The following is a 25,969-nucleotide window of genomic DNA, read 5'->3' on the forward strand; positions in this document are numbered from 1 at the left end:
AACTCTCCGCTACAATGGATGTTCCCTGTTCTAAGAGACATCCATTGTGGCGCTACTCATCATTACCACTATTTTGTGGGCCTTTTCCTTCAGCCTGTTTGGCGAGTACCTTGCTGGTCATGTCGATAGCTATTTTGCAGTGCTGGTGCGCGTTGGACTCGCGGCGCTGGTGTTCCTGCCGTTTTTACGTACCCGTGGGCACAGCGTAAAAACAATCGCGCTGTATATGCTGGTGGGGGCCATGCAGCTTGGCATTATGTATATGCTGAGTTTTCACGCCTACCTGTATCTGACGGTTTCAGAGCTATTGCTTTTCACCGTGCTGACGCCGCTCTACATCACGCTGATTTATGACCTGATGAGCGGGCGGCGTCTGCGTTGGAGCTACGCTTTCAGTGCGTTACTGGCGGTGATTGGCGCGGGGATTATTCGTTACGATCAGGTAACCAGCCACTTCTGGACTGGCCTGCTGCTGGTGCAGCTTTCCAACATTAGTTTTGCCATCGGTATGGTGGGCTATAAGCGTCTGATGGAAACCCGCCCAATGCCACAGCATAACGCTTTTGCCTGGTTTTACATGGGGGCCTTTATGGTGGCTGTCGTGGCCTGGTTCATGCTGGGCAATGCGCAGAAAATGCCTACCACTACGCTACAGTGGGGTATCCTGGTATTTCTTGGCGTGGCGGCGTCCGGCATTGGTTACTTTATGTGGAACTACGGTGCGACCCAAGTGGATGCAGGTACGTTGGGCATCATGAACAATATGCATGTGCCAGCCGGGCTGTTGGTCAACCTGGCTATCTGGCATCAACAGCCTCACTGGCCAAGCTTCATCATTGGCGCGGCTGTGATAGTGGCCTCACTGTGGGTACATCGAAAGTGGGTCGTTCCGCACTCCGCACAAACGGCAGATGATCGCAGGCGTGATTCCGCGCTGAGCGAATAAACGCTTCCGTGACCGGCTGCCGCTGCTCGCCATCACGCACGGCGGCGTACAGTCGGCTCCACAATCCATCGCCCAGGGTTTTGGTCACCACCAGGCCCTGGCGTTCAAAACTCTCCACCACCCAGTGTGGTAACGCGGCGATACCCATTCTGGCGGCAACCATTTGAATCAGCAGCAGGGTGTTATCCACGCTCTTCAGCGACGGGCTCACGCCCGCAGGCTGTAAGAAATGCCGCCAGACATCCAGTCTACTCCGTTGCACCGGGTAAATAAGCAGCGTCTCGCTGGCTAAATCTTCCGGTGTGATTTGCGTTTTGCTGGCTAACGGATGATCCGGCGCCAGTACCAGGCGGACTTCAAAATCGAACATCGGTGAGTAGTGCAGTCCACTGCGCGGCAGAATGTCGGAAGTTAATACCAGATCCAGCTCATCTTGCTGTAGCGCCGGTTGCGGATCAAACGTTACACCGGATTTAAAGTCCATCTCCACCTGCGGCCAGTTGGCACGAAAATTCTCCAGCGCGGGCGTCAGCCACTGGATACAGCTGTGGCATTCAATGGCGATTCGCAGCCGGGTTTGCTGCGGTTCGTTGCAGGCCTGCAGTGCCCGGCCAATTTGCGGCAACACCTGATTTGCCAGCTGCAGCAAAATTTCGCCCTGCGGCGTAAAGCGCAGCGGCTGGCTTTTACGGATAAAGAGTCGAAAGCCAAGGCGCTGCTCCAGATCGCTGAACTGGTGAGAAAGGGCGGATTGGGTCTGATGCAACGTCGCTGCGGCGGCTGCCAGCGAACCACTATTCCGCAACGCCTGGAGCGTTTTCAGGTGTTTAATCTCGATCATGAAAGTCCTTCACTTCGGCATGAACAAATTGCGCTTGAGGAATATACAGTACTTGCGAAATATAGCGGTGTAAACATCTGGATGGCTAAAACCTGCAAATTAAATAAGAGGCATATAATGACAATACTTAATCACACCCTCGGTTTCCCTCGTGTTGGCCTTCGTCGCGAGTTGAAGAAAGCGCAAGAAAGTTACTGGGCGGGAAATTCCTCCCGTGAAGAATTGCTGGCCGTTGGCCGCGAGCTGCGTGCCCGCCATTGGGATCAGCAGAAGCTGGCGGGTGTTGACCTGCTGCCGGTAGGTGATTTTGCCTGGTACGACCATGTTCTGACCACCAGCCTGCTGCTCGGCAACGTTCCGGCTCGTCATCAGAACAAAGACGGTTCGGTTGATATTGATACCTTATTCCGCATTGGTCGTGGCCGCGCACCGACCGGTGAGCCAGCGGCGGCGGCAGAAATGACTAAATGGTTTAACACCAACTATCACTACATGGTACCGGAGTTCACCAAAGGTCAGCAGTTCAAACTGACCTGGACGCAACTGCTGGATGAAGTAGACGAAGCGCTGGCGCTTGGCCATAAGGTGAAACCTGTGCTGCTGGGGCCGGTAACTTACCTGTGGCTGGGGAAAGTGAAGGGCGAACAGTTTGATCGCCTGAGTCTGTTGAACGATATTCTGCCGGTTTACCAGCAGGTGCTGGCGGAGCTGGCAAAACGGGGTATTGAGTGGGTGCAAATCGATGAACCGGCTCTGGTGCTGGAGTTGCCGCAAGCGTGGCTGGATGCCTTTAAACCGGCTTATGACGCCCTGCAAGGCCAGGTGAAGCTGCTGCTGACCACCTATTTTGAAGGCGTCACGCCGAATCTGGATACCATTACCGCGCTGCCGGTACAGGGGCTGCACGTTGACTTCGTGCATGGTAAAGATGATGTCGCCGAGCTGCACAAGCGTCTGCCTGCCGACTGGCTGCTGTCAGCGGGTCTGGTGAACGGGCGCAACGTATGGCGCGCCGACCTCAGTGAGAAATATGCGCAAATTAAAGATATCGTCGGAAAACGTAATCTGTGGGTGGCCTCTTCCTGCTCACTGCTGCATAGCCCCATCGATCTCAGTGTGGAAACCCGCCTTGATGCGGAAGTGAAGAGCTGGTTTGCTTTCGCCCTGCAAAAATGCGGCGAACTGGCGCTGCTGCGCGATGCGCTAAACAGTGGTGATACGGCGGCAATTGTGGCGTGGAGCGCACCGATTCAGGCTCGTCGTCACTCTACCCGCGTCCACAACGCTGCAGTGGAAAAACGTCTGGCGGCGATCACCGCCCAGGACAGCCAGCGCGCCAACGCTTACCCGGTTCGCGCCGAGGCACAGCGTGCCCGTTTTAATCTGCCGGCATGGCCGACCACGACTATTGGCTCATTCCCGCAAACCACGGAAATTCGCGGTCTGCGTCTGGACTTCAAAAAAGGCAACCTGGATGCCGGTAACTATCGCACAGGGATCGCGGAACATATCAAACAGGCGATCGCCGAACAGGAGCGCCTGGGTCTCGACGTGCTGGTACACGGTGAAGCAGAACGTAACGACATGGTGGAATACTTTGGTGAGCATCTGGACGGGTTTGTCTTTACCCAGAACGGTTGGGTGCAGAGCTATGGCTCCCGTTGCGTGAAGCCGCCGGTGGTGATTGGCGACGTCAGCCGCCCGGAAGCGATCACCGTGGAGTGGGCGAAGTATGCCCAGTCGCTGACCGACAAACCGGTAAAAGGTATGCTGACCGGTCCGGTGACCATTCTCTGTTGGTCATTCCCGCGTGAAGACGTGACGCGTGAAACCATCGCGAAGCAGATTGCGCTAGCATTGCGTGATGAAGTCGCGGATCTGGAAGCGGCGGGGATTGGTATTATTCAGATTGACGAACCGGCACTGCGTGAAGGTTTACCGCTGCGTCGCAGCGACTGGGCGGCGTATCTGGAGTGGGGCGTGGAAGCCTTCCGCATTAACGCGGCAGTGGCGAAGGATGAAACCCAGATCCACACCCACATGTGTTACTGCGAGTTCAACGACATCATGGATTCCATTGCGGCGCTGGACGCGGACGTGATCACTATTGAGACTTCACGTTCTGATATGGAGCTGCTGGAATCGTTTGAAGAGTTCGACTATCCGAACGAAATCGGGCCGGGCGTCTACGACATTCACTCGCCGAACGTCCCGAGCGTGGAGTGGATTGAAGCCCTGCTGAAGAAAGCCGAGCAGCGTATTCCGGCAGAGCGTCTGTGGGTGAACCCGGACTGCGGCCTGAAAACGCGCGGCTGGCCGGAAACCCGTGCTGCGCTGGCCAACATGGTTAAAGCGGCGCAGAATCTGCGTCAGGCTTAACCTCTACAGCGGAGGCAAAAGCCTCCGCTCTTCCCTGTTAACTGGCATAAAGCGCCGGTTTCTTTAAATAGTCGATGCACCACTGGCACACTTTCCCCATTCCATCCGAACGGGCTGCCAGGAATAATTTTGTCGCATGTTTATGCTCGCGCATCGGTTTTTTCAACAGTTTGCCACTATTTAACAGCGGGAGCGCTAAATGGTGCGGGATATAGCCAATACCGACATTTTGTTCGATAAGCGCAATGGCGGTAGCAAAGTCTGGTACGAACAGCGGTTTTTGTCCCTCCAGTAACCATGCTTGTAACGGCGTAAAATTTACGGATGTATCACGAATACACACTGCGGTGTACTGGCGAAGTTCTGCGTTTTCCAGCGGATGGCGCTCACTGGCGAGCGGATGTCGCGGGCTGACGACAAAATCCCATTCAAGCTGGCCAATAGGTTCACTGACAATACCTTCAGTACTGGGGACGGCATGTGGCGCGCCAATCACCAGATCGGCACGTCTGCTGTAGAGCGCGTCCCAACAACCGTTGTATACCTCAAGGCAGACCGTCAGAGTTGTCGAGGAAAATTGTCGTTCGAAATCGTGGATAAACGCCACCAACAAAGGGGCGGGAATAATATTGTTCACCGCAATTGTTAATTCGCGCTCGACGCCATCATGGATCAGAGCGGTGTTACGCTTAAGCGCCTCCATATCACCGAGAATGGTCTTGCTATGTTCAATAAAATAGCGGCCAGCAGGTGTGATTTCGATATATCGACCTTTGCGAGTAAACAGCGCTACCCCCAGGCTTTCTTCCGCTTTTTTAATGGTGTAACTGATGGCTGAAGGCACCTTATTTAATTGTTCTGCGGCGATGCTGATGCTCTGATGCCTGGCGACCAGATGAATAACACGAAGGGTTTCGTCAGAGATGAACATAAGGTTTCCTGGTTGGCAGAGATCGGCTAAACCAATCCCGGTTCAGCCGTAATGTTAATGCCAATTATACCCAGGAACTAATGATGTTTGCCCAGTCGACTTAACAGTATATAAGCGATACAAGCTACAACAATCGAATCCACCGAAGGAATACTGGTTAGAGTGAAGAGGCCTTTTACCGTCATAAAACCTACAGCGGCGCCAAGGATCCATGCAACAAACGTCAGTACCTTAATCTGTGGCTCTTGCGTCAGGACCAATTCCTGATAACCATTTCGGCGATAGAGGAAAAAGTCGGCAATATAAATACCTGCTACAGGCGGCGTCGCGATACCGAGGAACAGTAGGAAGGGAATGAACCACGCCATAATATCCAGACTTCCGACTATCGCAGAGAGTACACCCAGGGCGATAGTAATTTGCCATTTAGGGAACCGGGTTAACAGTGTTGAAACCACTAACGTACCCTGAAACATATTTCCGGCATTCCCTGTTACACAGGCAAAGATCAGCAGCAGCGCGCCTGGCAATACGGCGCCAAATATTGTCATGGCTCCCAGCAGAGAACCCTGACCGCTGAGGGCGCTGGGCGTTGCGCCAGCCCAGTAAAGTAGCGGATAGGCGATTAGGAACGTCACAGCCGCAGAGATGAGAGCATGTTTGCGATTATGCACAAAGCTGCCGAAATCAGGTAGCGTAGCGACAAGCACGATAATGGTGCCGACGACGGTCGAGACAGCGACACCTGTATTCATGCTGACAACTTCCGCTGGCGCGGTGACTTCGCTGTGTGTCGCAATATAGAGGATATAGCACAGTACTAAGGCGATGATCGGCACCGCGACCTGTGCGACTTTACCCAATACGGCAAAGCCAAATGCCGTAGATGCGACGAATACCACGCAACCCGCTATCACCAGCAGAGGGACAGGAAGCGTTATGCCGTGCTGTAACAGTAAGTCATGGACAGAGTGACCAAACATATTTGCAGTCACGGCAATCCAGCCAAAAAGACTGATTGCCATCAGGATATTGATAGCAATGGCCCCTTTTTCACCGAAAGCGTACTTAACAATACCGTATGTCGGCAGACGGGCTTTTTCGCCAACGCTGATCGTGATGGCGGCAAGGATGGTAAGGATTAACCCACCCAACAGCACTACAGTAACCAGACTGCTACTGGAGAGTTGGTTGCCAAGACTTGAGGACGACAGCAAAACCGGTGTTACTGCGATCCCCAACAGAATCATGGCAATTCTCAAGCCTGATGCAGTATTCATACTCTCTTCTGTTTTACGCATATCCTGTTCCCTCTGTTAATGCGCATTACACGGTATGAAAATGACCGGTGTATTTGCGCCAGCTTCCTAATTCGGTAATTTCCCGTTGCCCTTCTGTCAGCCAGTTTTCCGCCAGTACACCCAAAACTTCACTGCCATCTTCGAGTTTGACTTTGCCGATTGCCAGTCCGGCTGGCTCACTCATCAGCAGTTCAGCAAAACTGGCCAGTGGTAATTGCCAAATTTCCAGAGCCACGTGAGTACCACCTTGGGCAACGCGGATCATCCCCGGATGTTGGTCGTTAATGCTCCACAAACGGTAGTGCGCATCAGTGCGGTCTTCGCGGATAAAGACACCTCCTGCTTTTTGCATATTTTTATTGAGTTCCAGGCCGCGCATCAGGGTTCCGTTGACGGCCAGTAGGGTTGTTGTAGTCATCTTATTCTCCTAAAGCTAAAGGGTTATCCATGTGCCGTTTTGATGGTCCAGTGCAGATTTGATCGCCTGCGGGCTGGTGATCAGACCGCTGGCGTTCTTGCCCTGTTGTCGGCTGGCATTCATGAAATCGAGAATTGCTTCGACTTTGGGCTGCATGCTGCCGACGCCAAACTGACCTTCCTGCAGGAGCTTTTCGGCTTGCGCGATGCTGAGCGTTTCCAGCCATTGCTGCTTTGGTGTGCCGAAGTTAATCGCCACTTTTTCCACGCCAGTCGGGATAACCAGCAAATCCGCTCCCAGTTGGCTGGCAAGCAGCGCGGAAGCGAGATCTTTATCTATCACCGCCTCAACCCCCTGCAACTGGTGATGCGCATCGCGTATGACAGGGATCCCGCCACCGCCGCAGGCGATAACGATATAGCCCTGCCGCACTAACTGCGCGATAGTGTCTCGTTCAATGATTTCCAGAGGCCTTGGCGACGGTACGGTACGTCGCCAGCCTCGTCCGGCATCCTCCATCATCGTCCAGCCAAGCTGTTGCTGGCGTTCACGTGCAGTGTGTTCGTCCAGAAATGCACCGATGGGTTTACTTGGGTTAGCAAAAGCGTCGTCGTGCTGGCTGACCCGTGTTTGCGTGATGAGTGCCACAACCGGCTTATGGAGGCTGCGGCGCGCAAGTTCGTTATGCAGCGCTTTCTGAAACATATAGCCGATCGCGCCCTGAGTATCGCCGACCGCATAATCCAGCGGGACCGGCGAGACTTCACTGCTAGCTAACTCGGATCGACGTAAAATAAAGCCCACTTGTGGGCCATTGCCATGAGTCAGTACCAGGTCCCATCCAGCTTCGACCATATCAGTAATGTGCTTCACGCTTTCCATGACGGCCTCGTACTGATCGGAGATACTATTACGCCGATCGTCCTGAATCAGCGCGTTGCCGCCAACGGCAACGACAGCCAGAGGTTTATTCACGGTTTTTCTCCTTGTGCGACGATCCGCGCCAGCGCGGCAATGGCATCAACAAAACAGCGCATTGGCGCGGTCGTGATCCCTGCGCCAATCTGACCGACACCTGCCTGTTTATGGGCGATCCCCGTATTGATGACCGGTAAAATCCCCCTGTCGGCCACCTTACGTGCATCGATTCCCGCCGCCGTCGGAGCAAAATTGAGTGCTGGCAGAGTAAATGCCGGATTGCCGCCCAGGGTGATTGCCTGCATGCGTCTGCTGTTGTTGGTGGCATCTGCAGGTGTTCCGCCAACAAATTTCACAATTGCTGGGGAAGAAGCCATGGCAAAACCACCCACGCCCGCGGTTTCGGTAATAGCGCTGTCGCCAAGATCGGCGGCGGCATCGTCTACTCCATAGCCGGGGAAAAATAACCCTTCAACCGCATTGGCCGGAGCCTGGAACCACTGGTCGCCTGTACCCGAAAGACGAATACCAAAATTCACGCCGTTGCGGGCCATAACGGTAACCATGGAACTGAAAGGAACATTGGTTGCCGCGTCCATCATTGCTTTGCAGGCCGCCATCGAGAGATTAAGAAAGAAGTGATCATTGCTGGTAATGAAGGTGACCGTTCGCTGCAACTGCTCCGCAGGTAAATTACTGGACAACAGCGCAGGCAGTAGGCGTTTGATGAGCAGGCCGGTCGCGGCGGCGTTACGGTTGTGAACCTCGTCACCCATATGCAGCGCCTGGGCCATGAGTGGTTTTAGCTCCAGTTCTCCAAGACGAATGACAGCCGCTTTCAGTGCCGGTGCCAGCTCGTCACGCATCCAGTACAAGCGATTGAGTACCTCATCGTTGTTCGCTCCGAAGCGTAAAACCTTACCCAGCCCTTCATTAAAATTGCTGAACGTACGCTGACCGTTAGTCTTGTTCTCGATGACCCACAGCGGCATCGACGGACTGATAATTCCCGCCATCGGTCCAACAGCGTGATAATGGTGGCACGGTTCAAGTTCGATATCTCCCGCCAGAATCTGACACTCCGCCTCTTCATGGCTGGTGGCCCATCCTTCAAAGAGCATTGCGCCGATGATTGCGCCTTTTACCGGCCCACACATGTTTTCCCAGCTAATGGGGGGACCGGAGTGAAGAATACGTTTACTTTTAGCCATTTCTGGAATTGCTTCATGAGCCTGCATAACATCGACCAGTACCGGTTGGGCGCTGAGATAGCGCTCCATGGCGATTTTATTCGCCTGTTCAACCAGCGGATGGTGTATTAAAGAGGCCAGCTCCAGTCCGGCATTCACATCTCCCTGTGCAGGCGGCTGCCAGCTCAACGCTATTGCTTCACCGCCGACTTTCTGAATATTGTTGGCGAAACTCTGTAATCCGGCGTTTACCACTTTCAGCGGCTGATTAAACAAGGTATTCATGCAATTACTTCCTTCTTCTCAATCTGAATCTGCGCCACGATGCTGGCCCATTGCGCAGCCTGGGCATTACAGTCAGCGATAATGACGCCAGCATCACGCAAAGCGCTGACCTGGCGACTTCTTTGCTGGGGATCGCTTTCGGTACCGCAAACGTGAGCAATCATCAGTGGTGCCTGCTGTTGATCAATCTGTGTGAGTTGTTCGAGTAATTCAGCAGCAGGTGCTTCAGACGCACCGTATCCCAACACCAAATCGAACAGAACGACGGCGGTCTGCGGATCGTTAAGTTCAGCGAGCAGACGTTGATTGCGTAATGTCGGGTCGATCATGGGATGTGGCTTACCTCGGGTAAAATCGTCATCACCCATATCTATCAGCGTGTGGTTATGGCTTTGCCAGATATTGGCAAGCGTTTGGTTACCCGACACCGGCGTGTTTGATGCGGCGGTAAAACCGTTTTGCTGACAGATGAGCTGCGCTTCGTAGCAGAATGTTCCTCCTGCAAAAACACCGCGGATAGCCTGACGAGTTGGAGCCAAACGCTGGCAGGCTTGTTGCAGTGCAGTAAGGTCTGACGGTGAAGGCTGATAGCGAGTTTCCGTTAGTGGGCGTTTGTTTAGCAACGCGACGGCAAGGTCTGCTGCGCCAGCAAGGGTTGTCGCTGCGGTTACGTTTGGTCGCGTAACGGTTTGTGGGTCGGCTCCCAGGAAATTGACGACGACCGGCTTGCCGGCAGACTGCGCCAGTTGCAGAATACGTTCAGCTACCACTGATGACGGTGGTTTGGAAATCAATACGATGACGTGGGTGTCGTCATCATCCATGAGTGCTTGCAGCCCAAACAGCATCGAAATCCCGCCGATGTCTTCGCTCAGATCGTGGCCGCCAGTACCGAGCGCCTGAGAGATACCTGCACCCAGTTGGTCAATACGACAGGTGACTTCCTGTAATCCCGTGCCGGAGGCTCCCACCACGCCGATATGACCGCGGTTTACTACATTCGCGAAACCCAATGGAATGCCGTTAATAATGGCGGTTCCGCAATCGGGCCCCATGACGATACGGTTACGATCACGAGCGAGGTTTTTTATCGCTTTCTCTTGCTCAATGCTGACGTTATCGCTGAACATCATCACATTCAGACCAAGATTCAGCGCTTTAATGGCTTCCGCCGCGGCGTAGTCACCAGGGACAGAAATCAGCGCCAGATTGGCATCAGGCACTTTCTCCAGCGCCATTTCTATACTCACTATATCCGGTGTTTTTACACCCTCGTCACCTTCATCTTCCGGTTTACTGATCAGGCGTTGTTCTGCGATATCCAGCGCTTCGGCGCAGATATCCTCTTCTCCCATTACCGCTATGACCAGGTCGTTTGGCCCTGCTTTGACGTTGTCGCCAAGCCCGGCGTGACTAAGCTGCTCAAGATTTGTTGATGTTCCCATCACCACGGAAGCCTGCTGAATGCCTGGTAACGCGCTGATTTGCGCCGAAATCTGCATCAGGGATACGGAATCCTGATAGAGGTTTCTGAAAATTTTATTCTTTACTTTCATTGTGTTATGTCCGTCGTTTATCACCCGATAACAGATTTCGGGTACAGCGATTCCGCGTAGCGATCTGCGCTACGAGAGCATTTCATTTATTCAATGGTGTGCGTACAGCGTTCTCATGCCGTGAAGCAAACCGGCCAGGCAGTCGACGCCCGATGTCGCCCCAAATTGCATGACCTGTTCTGCACAGGCGATAATCGTTGTTGTAGGCGCGTCAACATTAAGCTGTTTGAGCAACTCGCAAATCGGTTGCGAAAAATGACCTTGTAGCGCGCCGCGTAAATAATGCTGGCTGATGTCAGTTGTGTACGGTAGTTGCCGTTCAATAGCCTGTTGCAATCTGGTGTAGTGAGCCTCAAGACCGGGACAGAGTTTCCACTGCCAAAGCGCCGCCAGATAACCCAGTAGATAGTCATCGCCATCCGGCGTTAGCCCTTTGCCGTAACCGATTAACCGGGGGACCTGTTCTTCAAGTTGCTCCGGCGACTCTTGTGGCCTTAACCCCCGTTGGCGAATATTTCCCTGCCATTGCAGTGCGCTTTCTACCTCATGTTCCAGGCAAAACAGCAGCAGTTGAGAATCCAGCGTCCTGTAGTGCCGTTGGGGCCACAAACAGGTTTTCGGATCCAGCGATTCACGTCGGAGTTGGGGTTGCCATACTGCGGCTGCGTTCAGGTCCACACGAAAACGCTGGGCTATTAATACGCCATCGGCTAACCGAATTGTCCCGGTTCCTGTGATCTCCCGCCGCCAGTCCCACCATTCTGGCAGCATGATCCGTGCCGCATCCGCCAGGTTTTGATACTTCTCTGCACACAGCAGCGTGAGGTGACGTCCTTCTTCTGAGCGCAGATTCAGAGCATGCTGAAATGCACTGTGAACCCGCAGAATGTGTCGTCCTTTCACCGGAAAGAGATACCCTAGCGAAAGCGCAGAAAGTGCCGCCGGCGCCATGACGTTAGCCTTTCAACCCTGCGATAATGGCATCAGCGTGACTGACCCAACCAAAAATCGCGCCCTGGGCTTTGATCATCTCCAGCGCATATTTCTGGAACTCTGGAAAGTAGGAACCCACACAATCTTCAGGAATGATGCATTCATAGCCCCGATCGTTGGCTTCTCGTACCGTCGTCGTCACGCATACTTCAGTCGTGACGCCGCAGACAATTAACGTTTTGATCCCGTGATTTTGTAAAATCAGATGTAAATCAGTCTGGTAGAACGCACCTTTACCTGGTTTGTCGATAACCGGTTCACCCGAGACCGGGTACAGTTCAGGGATAATGTCGTGGCCGGCTTCGCCCCGAACCAAAATGCGTCCCATAGGGCCTGTTTCGCCAATGAAAGTTTTACCGCCGCGGGTGAGTTTCGCCGCCGGGCAATCGCTAAGATCGGCGCGGTGCCCTTCGCGAGTATGAATCACAAGTAAGCCTTTATCGCGCGCAGCCGCTAATACCTTTTTACATGGCTCAATTGCGCTTCGAACCAACGAGACATCGTTACCTAATGCTTCACCAAAACCACCTGCCTCAACAAAGTCACGTTGCATATCGATCATCACCAGTGCGGTGGTATGCGGATCAAAAGGCAGAGCAAAAGGTTGGGCCTGGAAAGTCTGTTGCGTCATGATCAATCTCCTGTTCACAGAATAAGCAATTCGCTGGGTCTGTTACTGAGTATTCAGGAGAATAGCGATGTTAAACAGAAAAATAGTTTGGCGCTAAGCAACGAAAATTTTGCATTTGATGGGGGAGGAGTACGTCAAATGTGAAGGCGATCATAGCGCCTTCTTTAACAGCAAAAAAATTGATGCAGCGAGACTGTATAATTAAAAAAATTGTCGCAAGAATGTGACGCAATACACTTATTTTTTCTGAGGGATACCCTGGCCGAAGCCAGGGTTGTCCTTATTTTTTACTGCCGTACTGGGTAAACCACTCCAGCATTCTCTGCCAGCCATCCTTAGCGGACTCTTCGTGATAGCTCGGGCGATAATCGGCGTTAAACGCATGTCCGGCATCGGGATAGACCACGATTTCCGCTTTAGCATTGGCGGCGCGTAGCGCCTGACGCATTGTTTCAACGGTATCTTGTGGAATACTGGTGTCCTGGCCGCCATAAAGCCCCAGAACGGGAGCGTTAAGATCGGTCGCGATATCAACGGGATGTTTCGGCGAGTTGAGGGTTTTATCGCCCACCAGTTTGCCGTACCACGCCACCGCCGCTTTTAACTGTGGATTATGTGCGGCATACAGCCAGGTAATGCGCCCGCCCCAGCAGAATCCGGTAATCATCAGTTGATGCGCATCACCTCCGTTGCGGGAGGCCCAGCTGGCGACGTGATCCAAATCGGCCAGTACCTGAGAGTCAGGTACTTTGGCGACAAGGCCGCTGAGCAGCGTGGGAATGTCGGCAAAGTCATTGGGATCGCCTTCGCGAAAATAGAGCTCTGGAGCGATAGCCAGATACCCTTCCAGAGCCAGACGGCGGCAAACGTCACGAATGTGTTCATGAATGCCAAAAATCTCCTGCACGACAATAACCACGGGCAGCGGGCCATCGGTTTGCTTTGGTCGTGCGTGATACGCTGGCATATCATCGCCTTGTGAAGGTATGGATGTTACTCCGGCGATAATTGCGTTATCTGGAGTGTGAACCGTGGTAGACGTTGGTGGAGATACAGCAGGTGCAAAGCCAGATTGTCGTGTTGTCATGGTATTCTCCGTACCCTTAAATATTCAGCCAAAAAGCGCATTGTTAACTATAGACACATGCAACGAACCACATTGCCTTAAACGGGCTATCTTTTGTGCAGGGGTTCCTTACATCGCATCATTTATGTGATTCAAGTCACTATTTGATGGTAATTGAATGCAATTGATTTACATCATAGTGATGACTGTCACGAAAATATGTTCATGCCTTCGGTAAAGTGTGTTTTTGCTTCTTCTGACAAAACCGATTCACAGAGGAGTTTTTATGTCTAAGTCTGATGTTTTTCATCTCGGCCTCACTAAGAGCGATTTACAAGGGGCTACGCTTGCTATCGTCCCTGGCGACCCGGAGCGTGTGGAAAAGATCGCCGCGCTGATGGATAAGCCGGTTAAGCTGGCATCTCATCGCGAGTTCACTACCTGGCGTGCTGAGCTGGATGGTAAAGCCGTGATCGTTTGCTCTACCGGTATCGGTGGCCCGTCAACCTCTATTGCCGTAGAAGAACTGGCACAGCTGGGCATTCGTACCTTCCTGCGTATCGGTACGACTGGCGCTATCCAGCCACATATCAACGTGGGTGATGTCCTGGTCACCACGGCGTCTGTCCGTCTGGATGGAGCAAGCCTGCACTTCGCGCCCATGGAGTTCCCGGCTGTTGCGGACTTCGAGTGCACCACCGCGCTGGTGGAAGCGGCGAAATCAATCGGCGCCACCACCCACATTGGCGTTACTGCGTCTTCTGATACCTTCTACCCGGGCCAGGAGCGTTATGACACCTTCTCTGGTCGCGTAGTGAGCCGTTTTAAAGGCTCTATGGAAGAGTGGCAGTCTATGGGCGTCATGAACTACGAAATGGAATCCGCCACGCTGCTGACCATGTGCGCTAGCCAGGGTCTGCGTGCCGGTATGGTTGCGGGTGTTATCGTGAACCGTACTCAGCAAGAGATCCCTAATGCGGAAACGATGAAACAAACAGAAAGCCACGCGGTGAAAATCGTGGTGGAAGCTGCGCGTCGTTTACTGTAATTCTCCCGTCTATTCAAAAAGGCCGACGCGTTCGGCCTTTTTATTTTGCGTAGTGCCTCGCAGGAAATTCCTTTTAAACTGGACGTTTATACAGCACAATTCTATTTTGTGCCGGTAAGTCGTAGCTGTAAGGGGGGCGTTGTGGATATTTCAATTGTGATGAGTGCCGTGCTGGCATTAGCCGCAGGACTGCTGGTCGGGTGGCTGGCAACAAAAGCGCACGCCGACAGGATCCGTGCCGATCTCATCGAAGAACGACGTGAACTGGATATCGCGCTAAGCGCCGCCCGGCAACAACTCTCACAGGAAGCCCACTGGCGTGATGAGTGCGAACTGCTTAATAACGAATTGCGCAGCCTGCACAGTATCAACACCTCTCTGGAAGCCGATCTCCGTGAAGTCACTACCCGGCTGGAAGCAACGCAACAGCATGCGGAAGATAAGATCCGTCAGATGATCAACAGCGAACAGCGCCTGAGCGAGCAGTTTGAAAATCTGGCGAACCGTATTTTCGAGCACAGCAATCGCCGCGTAGATGAGCAAAATCGCCAAAGCCTGAACAGCCTGCTGGCACCGCTTCGCGAACAACTGGACGGTTTTCGACGCCAGGTTCAGGACAGCTTTGGCAAAGAGGCGCAGGAACGCCATACTCTGGCGCACGAAATTCGTAATCTCCAACAACTGAATGCGCAGATGGCACAGGAAGCGGTAAACCTGACGCGGGCATTAAAAGGTGATAACAAAACGCAGGGGAACTGGGGCGAGGTCGTACTCACGCGGGTGCTTGAGGCTTCCGGTCTGCGCGAAGGCTATGAATACGAAACCCAGGTCAGCATCGAAAACGACGCCCGTTCACGGATGCAGCCAGATGTTATTGTTCGATTACCGCAGGGCAAAGATGTGGTGATTGATGCGAAAATGACGCTGGTCGCCTATGAACGCTATTTTAACGCTGAAGATGAATTCACCCGCGAGAGCGCGCTACAGGAGCACATCGCCTCGGTGCGAAACCACATTCGTCTGTTGGGCCGCAAAGACTATCAGCAGCTTCCTGGATTACGTACGCTTGACTATGTGCTGATGTTTATCCCCGTTGAGCCAGCTTTTTTACTGGCGCTCGACAGGCAGCCCGAACTGATTACCGAAGCGCTTAGAAATAACATTATGCTGGTCAGTCCCACCACGCTGTTGGTGGCATTGCGTACGATTGCCAATCTGTGGCGCTACGAGCATCAGAGCCGTAATGCGCAACAAATTGCCGATCGGGCCAGCAAACTTTATGACAAGATGCGGTTGTTTGTGGATGATATGTCGGCAATTGGTCAAAGCCTGGATAAAGCCCAGGACAACTACCGACAGGCGATGAAAAAACTCTCTTCAGGCCGTGGAAACGTCCTGTCGCAGGCCGAAGCGTTTCGCAGTTTAGGAGTGGAAATTAAGCGCGAGATTAATCCTGAGCTGGCTGAACAAGCCACTACGCAGGATGAAGAGTACCGCTTGCGCTCGGTCCCTGAAACGCAACAAGATGAGCCTTACTCCGATGATGAAGCGGTAAATCAGCAATCAAGCTAGTCCATTTGGGGTAGTTGAACCCGGCAGAAGGGTAGGGCAAATTGGCCCAATCTGTTACACTTCTCGAACATTTTTTGAATGAGCAGGCACTGAGATGGTGGATAATTCACAAGAAACGACGCACTTTGGCTTTCAGACCGTCGCTAAAGAGCAGAAAGCTGACATGGTGGCCCACGTTTTTCATTCTGTGGCCTCTAAATATGACGTTATGAATGACTTAATGTCATTCGGCATTCATCGTTTGTGGAAGCGCTTCACCATTGACTGCAGTGGCGTGCGTCGCGGACAAACCGTTCTCGATTTGGCTGGCGGTACCGGCGATCTGACGGCGAAATTCTCTCGCATGGTAGGCGAAACCGGCAAAGTTGTGCTGGCGGATATCAATGACTCGATGCTCAAAATGGGTCGTGAAAAGCTGCGCAATATCGGTGTAGTGGGGAACGTTGAGTACGTTCAGGCGAATGCGGAAGCATTACCTTTCCCTGACAACACGTTTGACTGCATCACCATCTCTTTCGGTCTGCGCAACGTGACGGATAAAGACAAAGCATTACGCTCAATGTATCGCGTGTTGAAGCCGGGCGGGCGTCTACTGGTGCTGGAGTTCTCTAAGCCGATTATCGAACCGCTGAGCAAAGCCTACGACGCGTACTCTTTCCACGTTCTACCGCGTATTGGCTCAATGGTAGCAAGCGATGCAGACAGTTATCGCTATTTGGCGGAGTCAATCCGCATGCATCCCGATCAGGACACCTTAAAAGCAATGATGCAAGATGCCGGGTTCGAAAGCGTTGATTACTACAACCTGACGGCAGGTGTCGTTGCGCTGCATCGTGGTTACAAGTTCTGACAGGAGATTGGGGATGCCTTTAAAACCCTTAGTGACCGCAGGCGTTGAAAATCTGCTCAACACCTTTCTGTACCGTTCCCCTGCGCTTAAGTCAGCCAGAACGCGTTTACAGGGAAAAGTGCTACGTGTTGATCTCAAAGGATTTTCAACACCGTTAGTTCTGGTGTTCAGTGAGCGCCAGGTCGATGTGCTGGGGGCATGGGAAGGCGAAGCCGATTGCACCGTAATCACACATGCCAGCGTGTTACCGAAACTACGCGATCGGCAGCAACTCACCACGCTTATTCGCAGCGGTGAGCTGGAAGTCCAGGGCGATATTCAGGTCGTACAGAACTTTGTTGCGTTGGCCGATCTGGCGGAGTTTGATCCCGCTGAACTGTTAGCGCCCTATACTGGCGATATCGTCGCGGAAGGGGTTAGCAAAGTGTTGCGTGGTGGAACGAAGTTCCTGTGCCGCAACATTCAACGCCAGCAGCGCTATGTTGCTGAAGCGCTCACCGAAGAGTGGCGCATGGCTCCTGGTCCGCTTGAGGTTGCATGGTTTGCAGAAGAAACGGCAGCCGTTGAGCGCGCGGTCGAATCTCTGGCAACACGGCTGGAAAAACTGGAGGCCAAATGACGCCAGGTGAAGTACGGCGCCTTTATTTCATCATTCGCACTTTTTTAAGTTATGGCCTTGATGAACTCATCCCTAAAATGCGTATCACGCTGCCGCTCCGGCTGTGGCGTTACTCGCTGTTCTGGATGCCCAACCGACACAAAGATAAACCACTGGGAGAAAGGCTGAGACTGGCTTTACAGGAACTTGGCCCGGTGTGGATCAAGTTTGGGCAAATGCTCTCAACCCGTCGTGATCTTTTCCCTCCTCACATCGCCGATCAGCTAGCGCTACTGCAGGATCGGGTTGCGCCATTCGATGGGCAACGCGCGAAAGAACAAATCGAAGAAGCGATGGGCGGACTGCCCGTCGAAGAATGGTTTGATGATTTTGAGATCACGCCGCTGGCATCTGCATCTATTGCTCAGGTTCACACCGCACGGCTGAAATCGAATGGCAAAGAGGTGGTGATCAAAGTTATTCGCCCGGACATCCTGCCGGTTATCAAAGCGGATTTAAAACTGATCTATCGCCTTGCTCGTTGGGTTCCTCGCCTGCTGCCTGATGGTCGTCGCCTGCGGCCAACAGAAGTGGTCCGTGAATATGAAAAGACGTTGATTGATGAACTGAATTTGCTGCGCGAGTCAGCGAACGCGATTCAGCTGCGACGTAATTTTGAAGACAGCCCGATGTTGTACATCCCGGAAGTGTACTCCGACTATTGCAGTCAGAACATGATGGTGATGGAGCGCATTTACGGTATTCCCGTTTCAGATGTCGCCACGCTTGAGAAGAACGGCACCAATATGAAGTTGCTGGCTGAACGCGGTGTTCAGGTCTTCTTTACTCAGGTTTTCCGTGACAGCTTTTTCCATGCGGACATGCACCCCGGGAATATTTTCGTAAGTTATGAGCACCCTGAAAACCCGAAATACATTGGTATTGATTGTGGGATAGTGGGTTCTTTAAACAAAGAAGATAAGCGCTACCTGGCTGAAAACTTCATCGCGTTCTTTAACCGTGACTACCGCAAAGTTGCTGAACTGCACGTGGATTCTGGCTGGGTTCCGCCGGATACCAACGTTGAAGAGTTCGAATTTGCCATTCGTACCGTGTGTGAGCCGATTTTTGAAAAGCCGTTGGCGGAAATTTCCTTTGGTCATGTGCTGTTGAATCTGTTCAACACTGCGCGCCGATTCAACATGGAAGTTCAGCCTCAACTGGTATTGCTTCAGAAGACGCTGCTGTATGTTGAAGGTGTCGGACGACAGCTCTATCCGCAGCTAGATTTATGGAAAACGGCTAAGCCATTCCTCGAATCCTGGATCAAAGATCAGGTCGGTATTCCGGCACTTGTCAGGGCATTTAAAGAAAAAGCACCGTTCTGGGTCGAAAAAATGCCAGAAATACCTGAACTGGTGTATGACAGTTTGCGCCAGGGCAAATATTTACAGCACAGTGTTGATAAGATTGCCCGCGAGCTTCACGCGAATCATGTACGTCAGGGACAATCCCGTTATTTATTGGGCATTGGCGCAACATTGTTGCTAAGTGGAACATTCCTGCTGGTAAGCCGTCCTGAGTGGGGGCTTATGCCGGGCTGGTTGATGGCAGGCGGTGTCCTGGCCTGGTTAATCGGCTGGCGCAAAATGCGCTGAATTTTTCATCGCCCAAGGCAGGCCGTGTAACGTATACTACGGCCTTATTAATTCATCATCTATGACAGAGGAACATGTATGGGTGGTATCAGTATTTGGCAGTTGTTGATCATTGCCGTCATCGTTGTACTGCTATTTGGCACCAAGAAACTCGGCTCCATCGGTTCCGATCTTGGCGCATCGATTAAAGGCTTCAAAAAAGCGATGGGTGATGATGAGCCTAAGCAAGATAAAACCAGCCAGGACGCTGATTTTACAGCTAAATCCATCACCGATAAGCAGGGCGAAGTGAAAAAGGAAGACGCCAAAAGCCAAGATAAAGAGCAGGTATAATCCGTGTTTGATATCGGTTTTAGCGAACTGTTATTGGTGTTCGTGATCGGCCTCATCGTTCTGGGGCCGCAACGATTACCCGTAGCGGTAAAAACGGTTGCTGGCTGGGTGCGTGCTTTACGTTCCCTGGCAACTACTGTTCAGAATGAACTGACCCAGGAGCTTAAGCTTCAGGAGTTTCAGGACAGCCTGAAGAAAGTAGAGAAAGCGAGCCTGACAAATCTGACCCCGGAGCTGAAAGCCTCAATGGATGAGCTGCGTGAAGCGGCAGAATCGATGAAGCGTTCATACAGCGTGCACGATCCTGAGAAAGCGAGCGATGAAGCGCACACTATCCACAATCCGGTGGTGAAAGAAGGTGAAGCGCAGCGAGAAGGGGTCACCCCTGCCGCCGCTGAAAACCAGGCCAGTTCGCCGGAGCAAAAACCGGAATCCACGGGTGCTACAACGCCAGAGCCGACGGAAAACGCTTCCGCCACGTTGATGGATGCAGAAAAGAAAGCTGCCGCACCTGTTGTCGAATCCTCACCCTCGTCGAGTGATAAACCGTAAACATGTCTGTAGAAGATACCCAACCGCTCATCACGCATCTTATTGAGCTGCGTAAGCGACTCCTGAACTGCATTATTGCGGTAATCGTGATCTTTCTGGCGTTGGTTTATTTTGCCAACGACATTTACCATATGGTTGCAGCGCCGCTGATTAAACAGATGCCGCAGGGCGCAACGATGATTGCCACTGATGTGGCCTCGCCGTTCTTTACCCCGATCAAGTTGACCTTCATGGTGTCGCTGATCCTGTCAGCGCCAGTGATCCTCTACCAGGTGTGGGCATTCATTGCGCCAGCTTTGTATAAACATGAACGTCGCCTGGTGGTGCCACTGCTGGTTTCCAGTTCGTTATTGTTTTATATCGGCATGGCATTCGCCTACTTTGTCGTCTTCCCGTTGGCGTTTGGTTTTCTGGCCAACACGGCTCCGCAAGGTGTACAGGTATCGACGGACATTGCCAGCTATCTCAGCTTCGTCATGGCGCTGTTTATGGCTTTCGGTGTCTCTTTTGAGGTTCCGGTTGCCATCGTCCTGCTATGCTGGATGGGCATTACGACGCCTGACGATTTACGCAAGAAACGTCCTTACGTTGTAGTTGGGGCATTTGTCGTCGGGATGTTACTGACCCCGCCGGATGTTTTCTCGCAAACGCTGTTGGCGATACCGATGTACTGCCTGTTCGAGGTGGGTGTTTTCTTCTCCCGTTTCTATGTCGGTAAGCGACGTACGCGAGATGAGGACAACGAGGCTGAAGAAGCAAAAGAAGCCGAAGCCACTGAGAAAACTGAAGAATAAATTCAACCGCCCGTCAGGGCGGTTGTCATATGGGAGGAAGCATGTTTGATATTGGCGTTAATTTAACCAGTTCACAATTTGCGAAAGACCGGGATGAGGTCGTGGCGCGCGCCTTTGCTGCGGGCGTAAACGGTATGCTTCTGACCGGAACAAACCTGCACGAAAGTCAGCAAGCGTTAAAGCTGGCGCAACATTATCCGCATTGCTGGTCCACGGCTGGCGTGCATCCCCATAACAGCAGTCAATGGCAATCCTCAACGGAAGACGAGATTATCGCGCTGGCAAACCAGTCGAAGGTGGTTGCTATTGGTGAATGCGGCCTGGATTTCAATCGTAATTTCTCCACCCCGCAAGAGCAGGAGCGTGCGTTTGAGGCACAGCTTCGCATTGCCGCTGAACTGCAGATGCCGATTTTCATGCATTGTCGGGATGCGCATGCGCGTTTTCTGACATTACTGGAGCCGTGGCTGGATAGCCTCCCCGGCGCAGTGCTGCACTGTTTCACCGGCTCGCGTCAGGAGATGCAGGACTGCGTGGACCGAGGACTTTATATCGGTATTACCGGATGGGTCTGTGATGAGCGCCGGGGAATGGAACTACGGGAGCTGCTGCCGTTTATCCCGGTGGAAAGACTGCTGATAGAAACCGATGCGCCTTATCTACTTCCTCGCGACTTAATGCCGAAACCAGCCTCACGGCGCAATGAACCGGCGCACCTGCCACATATTCTTGAGCGTATTGCACACTGGCGCGGAGAAGATCCTCAATGGTTGTCAGCAACCATTGATGCTAACGTCAGAACGCTGTTCGAAGTGGCCTTCTAATGGCTTATATTTTTCGAAAGCCAGTATTTTTCACGCTCTGCTTAATCTCTTTATTCAGCAGGTTAAGCAGCAGCATGGAGCGCGCTTCGCCATCCGGCTCGGTGAAAATCGCCTTTAACCCCTCAAACGCCCCTTCAGTGATAATCACACTGTCCCCAGGCTGAGGGGTCTGAGGATCAACAATACCTTCAGGCTTGTAGATGGAAAGCTGGTGAATAACGGGAGAAGGGACGGTCGCTGGCGTTGCGCCGAAGCGTACGAAATGACTGACACCACGCGTGGCGTTGATGGTAGTGGTGTGGATCACTTCTGGGTCGAACTCGACAAACATGTAATTAGGGAATAGCGGTTCACTGACCGTGGCACGTTTACCGCGCACCATTTTTTCCAGGGTGATCATAGGCGTCAGGCAGTTCACCGCCTGCCTTTCCAGGTGTTCCTGGGCTCGCTGAAGTTGCCCACGTTTGCAGTACAGTAAATACCAGGCTTGCATAATAACTCTTATCCGCTTGTTCTGAGCGCCAGCATAGCAAAAGCCATGAGTTAAGTTAATTATACCTGTCTCAAAGCAGGCTGAAACCCAATGGGTATATACTCCCAGAGCTTAAATGCATCGCCAGAGTTCACGCTAATTTAACAAAAATACAGCATCACAATGATGAACGCCGTATAATGAAGCGCTTACGAAGAGGCCACAATGGACGCCATGAAATATCACGATTTACGCGACTTCCTGACGCTGCTTGAACAGCAGGGCGAGCTCAAACGCATTTCGCTTGAGGTGGATCCCCACCTGGAAATCACTGAAATTGCCGACCGCACCCTGCGTGCCGGTGGGCCTGCGTTACTGTTTGAGAATCCTAAAGGCTATTCAATGCCGGTGTTGTGTAACCTGTTTGGCACACCGAAGCGTGTTGCGATGGGTATGGGGCAAGAAGATGTCTCGGCATTACGGGAAGTCGGTAAACTGTTGGCGTTTTTGAAAGAGCCAGAGCCACCGAAAGGATTCCGCGACCTGTTTGATAAGCTGCCGCAGTTTAAGCAGGTGCTGAACATGCCGACTAAGCGGTTGCGCGGTGCGCCTTGTCAGCAAAAGGTCTTCTCCGGCGATGACGTTGATTTAAATCGTATTCCGATTATGACCTGCTGGCCGGAAGATGCGGCGCCGCTGATTACCTGGGGGCTAACCGTAACGCGCGGCCCGCATAAAGAGCGGCAGAATTTGGGTATCTATCGCCAGCAGTTGATTGGCAAAAACAAGCTCATTATGCGCTGGCTGTCCCACCGCGGCGGAGCGCTCGATTATCAGGAATGGTGCGCGGCGCATCCTGGTGAGCGCTTCCCGGTTTCAGTTGCGCTGGGTGCAGACCCTGCGACCATTCTGGGGGCCGTCACGCCCGTCCCAGATACATTATCCGAGTATGCATTTGCCGGGCTGTTACGTGGTACCAAGACCGAAGTGGTCAAATGTATTTCCAACGATTTGGAAGTACCCGCCAGCGCTGAAATTGTGCTCGAAGGGTATATCGAGCCGGGTGAGTTGGCCCCGGAAGGGCCGTATGGCGATCATACCGGGTATTACAACGAAGTAGATAGCTTCCCGGTCTTTACCGTAACGCATGTTACCCAGCGTGAAGATGCTATTTATCACTCTACCTATACCGGACGTCCGCCTGATGAGCCAGCAGTGCTCGGCGTGGCGTTGAACGAAGTATTTGTTCCTATTCTGCAAAAGCAGTTCCCGGAAATCGTCGATTTTTACCTGCCTCCGGAAGGCTGTTCATACCGTCTGGCAGTGGTGACGATGAAAAAACAGTACGCTGGCCATGCTAAACGCGTCATGATGGGTGTTTGGTCGTTTTTGCGCCAGTTTATGTACACCAAATTTGTTATTGTCTGCGATGATGACGTCAACGCACGTGACTGGAATGATGTGATTTGGGCAATTACTACCCGTATGGACCCTGCCCGGGATACGGTACTGGTAGAGAATACGCCAATTGATTACCTGGACTTTGCCTCGCCGGTTTCCGGCCTTGGTTCAAAAATGGGGCTGGATGCCACAAATAAATGGCCGGGCGAAACCCAACGTGAATGGGGACGTCCGATTAAAAAAGATCCTGAAGTGACTGCGCGTATTGACGCTATTTGGGATGAACTGGCCATCTTTAATGACGGCAAAAGCGCCTGAGGCGCGATCATTTTGCCTATTGATCCGACAGAGAGAGCGCATGACAACCTTAAGCTGTAAAGTGACCTCGGTAGAAGCTATCACTGACACCGTATATCGCGTTCGTTTAGTGCCTGACGCGGCGTTTTCCTTTCGTGCTGGCCAGTATTTAATGGTCGTGATGGACGAAAGGGATAAGCGTCCGTTCTCCATGGCATCAACGCCGGACGAGAAAGGATTCATTGAGCTGCACGTTGGCGCTTCTGAGCTAAATCTTTATGCCATGGCCGTGATGGACCGCATTCTGAAAGACCGGGAGATCAAGGTCGATATTCCGCATGGCGAAGCCTGGCTGCGTGATGAAGACGAGCGCCCGTTGATCCTGATCGCAGGCGGCACGGGGTTTTCTTACGTGCGTTCCATTCTGCTCACCGCGCTGGCGCGTAATCCCAACCGCGATATCACCATTTACTGGGGTGGGCGCGAAGAGAAACATCTCTACGATCTCTCTGAGCTGGAAGCGTTGTCAGTTAATCACCCGAACCTGCGCGTTGAGCCGGTGGTGGAACAGCCTGAAGACGGCTGGCGTGGTCGTACGGGCACCGTGTTAACGGCAGTATTGCAGGATTACGGTACTCTGGCGGAACACGATATCTACATTGCTGGTCGTTTCGAGATGGCCAAAATCGCGCGCGATCTGTTCTGCAATGAACGCAGTGCGCGTGAAGACCGTCTGTTTGGCGATGCTTTTGCATTCATTTAGTAATAAAAAACCCGCCCCTGACAGGCGGGAAGAACGGCAACTAAACCTTTCCCCGTCATAATTCACACTGCTTCTTTGTTGGCTGCCTTTTCTCACCCCGGTCACATAGTTATCTATGTTCCCGGGGATTCGCTCAGTTGCCGCCGCGATGCAGCGCGAATTATTTAGGGGAATTTATCTTTGATTAAACTCGCTCAAATACCGTTGCGATGCCCTGCCCTAACCCGATACACATCGTCGCCAGACCAAACTGCACGTCTTTGCGTTCCATCAGGTTGAGCAGGGTGGTGCTAATACGCGCACCGGAACATCCCAGTGGGTGGCCCAGGGCGATCGCGCCGCCGTTGAGGTTGATCTTCTCGTCTATCTGCTCCATCAGCCCCAGATCTTTAATGCACGGCAGGATCTGGGCGGCAAAGGCTTCGTTCATTTCAAACAAGCCGATGTCGCTGGTGGAGAGTCCCGCTTTTTTCAGCGCCAGTTTTGAGGCCGGAACCGGACCGTAACCCATGATTGAGGGGTCGCAGCCGACAACAGCCATCGAACGAATACGGGCACGCGGCGTCAGACCCAGCTCACGGGCGCGGCTTTCGCTCATCACCAGCATTGCCGCTGCGCCGTCGGAGAGCGCGGAGGAGGTACCCGCAGTGACCGTTCCGCTCACCGGATCGAACGCCGGACGCAGGGTGGACAGCGCTTCAACGGTTGTCTCCGGGCGAATAACCTCATCGTAGTTAAACTGCTTCAGCACGCCGTCTGCGTCATGACCACCGGTTGGGATGATTTCATTCTTAAAGGCGCCGGACTGTGTGGCGGCCCAGGCGCGGGCGTGTGAACGTGCGGCGAAGGCGTCCTGCATTTCACGACTGATACCGTGCATGCGCGAAAGCATTTCTGCGGTCAGGCCCATCATCCCCGCAGCTTTTGCTACGTTGCGGCTCATGCCCGGGTGAAAATCAACGCCGTGGCTCATTGGTACATGGCCCATATGCTCCACGCCACCAATCAGGCACGCCTGTGCATCGCCGGTCATGATCATACGTGCCGCGTCGTGCAGCGCCTGCATTGATGAACCGCACAGGCGGTTCACGGTGACCGCCGGAACGGAGTGCGGGATTTCCGCCAGCAGCGAGGCGTTACGGGCGATGTTGAAACCCTGCTCCAGCGTTTGCTGCACACAGCCCCAGTAAATGTCATCCAGCGCGGTTGGATCCAGTGCCGGATTACGCGCCAGCAGGCTACGCATTAAGTGTGCGGAGAGATCTTCTGCCCGCACGTTACGAAACGCCCCCCCTTTTGAACGGCCCATCGGGGTACGGATCGCATCAACAATTACAACCTGTTCCATTGTG

At 52.9% G+C, this 25,969-nt stretch carries 25 protein-coding genes; 13 read left to right on the top strand and 12 right to left on the bottom strand.

Annotated features, from left to right (window positions below; all coding sequences use genetic code 11):
* Nucleotides 1–46: 46 nt before the first annotated feature.
* Nucleotides 47–946, top strand: coding sequence for a carboxylate/amino acid/amine transporter (locus OGX99_RS01210; RefSeq protein ID WP_003844634.1), 900 nt, complete (start codon nt 47–49; stop codon nt 944–946).
* Here the strand turns inward: OGX99_RS01210 and metR are convergent.
* Nucleotides 834–1,787, bottom strand: a complete 954-nt coding sequence (metR, locus tag OGX99_RS01215) for an HTH-type transcriptional regulator MetR (RefSeq protein WP_003841224.1) — start codon at nt 1,785–1,787, stop codon at nt 834–836. The two genes, OGX99_RS01210 and metR, sit on opposite strands and share 113 nt — an antisense overlap.
* Nucleotides 1,788–1,904: 117 nt before the next feature.
* Here metR and metE point away from each other — a divergent pair, with 117 nt between their 5' ends.
* Entirely contained in the window at nt 1,905–4,166 is a 2,262-nt protein-coding gene (gene metE, locus OGX99_RS01220; protein WP_187260257.1) for a 5-methyltetrahydropteroyltriglutamate--homocysteine S-methyltransferase, read from the top strand.
* A 37-nt stretch (nt 4,167–4,203) separates the two neighbouring features.
* Here the strand turns inward: metE and OGX99_RS01225 are convergent, their stop codons facing one another.
* The 9 genes from OGX99_RS01225 to OGX99_RS01265 form a co-directional block, all read right to left on the bottom strand.
* Nucleotides 4,204–5,097, bottom strand: coding sequence for a LysR substrate-binding domain-containing protein (locus tag OGX99_RS01225; protein ID WP_151217230.1), 894 nt, complete (start codon nt 5,095–5,097; stop codon nt 4,204–4,206).
* 77 nt (nt 5,098–5,174) lie between these two features.
* The gene (locus OGX99_RS01230) at nt 5,175–6,398 is read right to left on the bottom strand and encodes a cytosine permease (protein ID WP_151225760.1); all 1,224 of its coding nucleotides are present in this window, start codon (nt 6,396–6,398) and stop codon (nt 5,175–5,177) included.
* Between the two features lie 25 nt (nt 6,399–6,423).
* Nucleotides 6,424–6,816, bottom strand: a complete 393-nt coding sequence (locus OGX99_RS01235) for an allophanate hydrolase-related protein (protein WP_151216376.1) — start codon at nt 6,814–6,816, stop codon at nt 6,424–6,426.
* 15 nt (nt 6,817–6,831) lie between these two features.
* Nucleotides 6,832–7,791, bottom strand: a complete 960-nt coding sequence (gene arcC / locus OGX99_RS01240; protein ID WP_187260259.1) for a carbamate kinase — start codon at nt 7,789–7,791, stop codon at nt 6,832–6,834.
* Complete coding sequence (locus OGX99_RS01245; RefSeq protein ID WP_151225763.1) at nt 7,788–9,209, bottom strand: YlbE family protein; 1,422 nt, start codon at nt 9,207–9,209, stop codon at nt 7,788–7,790. Before OGX99_RS01245 ends, arcC begins: the two co-directional genes overlap by 4 nt.
* Entirely contained in the window at nt 9,206–10,765 is a 1,560-nt protein-coding gene (fdrA, locus tag OGX99_RS01250; protein WP_187260260.1) for an acyl-CoA synthetase FdrA, read from the bottom strand. Before fdrA ends, OGX99_RS01245 begins: the two co-directional genes overlap by 4 nt.
* Before the next feature lie 90 nt (nt 10,766–10,855).
* Nucleotides 10,856–11,716 (bottom strand): oxamate carbamoyltransferase subunit AllH family protein, encoded by an 861-nt coding sequence (locus OGX99_RS01255; RefSeq protein WP_278238720.1) that lies wholly within the window; start codon nt 11,714–11,716, stop codon nt 10,856–10,858.
* Between the two features lie 4 nt (nt 11,717–11,720).
* Nucleotides 11,721–12,389, bottom strand: coding sequence for a cysteine hydrolase family protein (locus OGX99_RS01260; protein WP_151216371.1), 669 nt, complete (start codon nt 12,387–12,389; stop codon nt 11,721–11,723).
* 280 nt (nt 12,390–12,669) lie between these two features.
* Nucleotides 12,670–13,476: a dienelactone hydrolase family protein gene (locus OGX99_RS01265; RefSeq protein ID WP_151220038.1), complete on the bottom strand. Its 807-nt coding sequence runs from the start codon at nt 13,474–13,476 to the stop codon at nt 12,670–12,672.
* A 265-nt stretch (nt 13,477–13,741) separates the two neighbouring features.
* On the opposite strand from OGX99_RS01265, the gene udp reads away from it, so the two are divergent.
* From udp to tatD, 9 genes are all read left to right on the top strand, one after another.
* Nucleotides 13,742–14,503 (top strand): uridine phosphorylase, encoded by a 762-nt coding sequence (gene udp / locus OGX99_RS01270; protein WP_057064426.1) that lies wholly within the window; start codon nt 13,742–13,744, stop codon nt 14,501–14,503.
* 159 nt (nt 14,504–14,662) lie between these two features.
* Nucleotides 14,663–16,075, top strand: a complete 1,413-nt coding sequence (gene rmuC / locus OGX99_RS01275) for a DNA recombination protein RmuC (protein ID WP_247605082.1) — start codon at nt 14,663–14,665, stop codon at nt 16,073–16,075.
* Between the two features lie 94 nt (nt 16,076–16,169).
* Entirely contained in the window at nt 16,170–16,925 is a 756-nt protein-coding gene (gene ubiE / locus OGX99_RS01280; protein ID WP_003017897.1) for a bifunctional demethylmenaquinone methyltransferase/2-methoxy-6-polyprenyl-1,4-benzoquinol methylase UbiE, read from the top strand.
* 13 nt (nt 16,926–16,938) lie between these two features.
* The gene (gene ubiJ, locus OGX99_RS01285; protein ID WP_252839015.1) at nt 16,939–17,544 is read left to right on the top strand and encodes a ubiquinone biosynthesis protein UbiJ; all 606 of its coding nucleotides are present in this window, start codon (nt 16,939–16,941) and stop codon (nt 17,542–17,544) included.
* Complete coding sequence (gene ubiB, locus OGX99_RS01290) at nt 17,541–19,181, top strand: ubiquinone biosynthesis regulatory protein kinase UbiB (RefSeq protein ID WP_151220035.1); 1,641 nt, start codon at nt 17,541–17,543, stop codon at nt 19,179–19,181. The genes ubiJ and ubiB overlap by 4 nt, the downstream gene beginning before the upstream one ends.
* 78 nt (nt 19,182–19,259) lie before the next feature.
* Nucleotides 19,260–19,514, top strand: a complete 255-nt coding sequence (tatA, locus tag OGX99_RS01295; RefSeq protein WP_003017888.1) for a Sec-independent protein translocase subunit TatA — start codon at nt 19,260–19,262, stop codon at nt 19,512–19,514.
* A 3-nt stretch (nt 19,515–19,517) separates the two neighbouring features.
* A complete protein-coding gene (gene tatB, locus OGX99_RS01300) occupies nt 19,518–20,066 on the top strand; it encodes a Sec-independent protein translocase protein TatB (RefSeq protein ID WP_151220034.1) in 549 nt (182 codons plus the stop codon).
* 2 nt (nt 20,067–20,068) lie between these two features.
* Nucleotides 20,069–20,860 carry a Sec-independent protein translocase subunit TatC gene (gene tatC / locus OGX99_RS01305; RefSeq protein WP_003017884.1) on the top strand — a complete coding sequence of 264 codons (792 nt, stop codon included), beginning with the start codon at nt 20,069–20,071 and terminating at the stop codon, nt 20,858–20,860.
* Between the two features lie 41 nt (nt 20,861–20,901).
* A complete protein-coding gene (gene tatD, locus OGX99_RS01310; RefSeq protein WP_151220033.1) occupies nt 20,902–21,684 on the top strand; it encodes a 3'-5' ssDNA/RNA exonuclease TatD in 783 nt (260 codons plus the stop codon).
* A gap of 4 nt (nt 21,685–21,688) precedes the next feature.
* Here the strand turns inward: tatD and rfaH are convergent, their stop codons facing one another.
* Complete coding sequence (gene rfaH / locus OGX99_RS01315) at nt 21,689–22,177, bottom strand: transcription/translation regulatory transformer protein RfaH (RefSeq protein ID WP_151220032.1); 489 nt, start codon at nt 22,175–22,177, stop codon at nt 21,689–21,691.
* A gap of 204 nt (nt 22,178–22,381) precedes the next feature.
* Here rfaH and ubiD point away from each other — a divergent pair, with 204 nt between their 5' ends.
* Together ubiD and fre are read left to right on the top strand one after the other, a co-directional pair.
* On the top strand, nt 22,382–23,875 hold the full coding sequence (gene ubiD, locus OGX99_RS01320) for a 4-hydroxy-3-polyprenylbenzoate decarboxylase (RefSeq protein ID WP_187254155.1): 1,494 nt from the start codon (nt 22,382–22,384) through the stop codon (nt 23,873–23,875).
* Nucleotides 23,876–23,915: 40 nt separating this feature from the next.
* Entirely contained in the window at nt 23,916–24,617 is a 702-nt protein-coding gene (fre, locus tag OGX99_RS01325; RefSeq protein WP_151225768.1) for an NAD(P)H-flavin reductase, read from the top strand.
* Between the two features lie 184 nt (nt 24,618–24,801).
* Here fre and fadA read toward each other — a convergent pair whose 3' ends face one another.
* Nucleotides 24,802–25,965: an acetyl-CoA C-acyltransferase FadA gene (fadA, locus tag OGX99_RS01330; RefSeq protein ID WP_151220031.1), complete on the bottom strand. Its 1,164-nt coding sequence runs from the start codon at nt 25,963–25,965 to the stop codon at nt 24,802–24,804.
* Nucleotides 25,966–25,969: the final 4 nt, after the last annotated feature.

The sequence above is a fragment of the Citrobacter sp. Cu096 genome (assembly GCF_030332285.1).
GTDB lineage: Bacteria > Pseudomonadota > Gammaproteobacteria > Enterobacterales > Enterobacteriaceae > Citrobacter > Citrobacter meridianamericanus.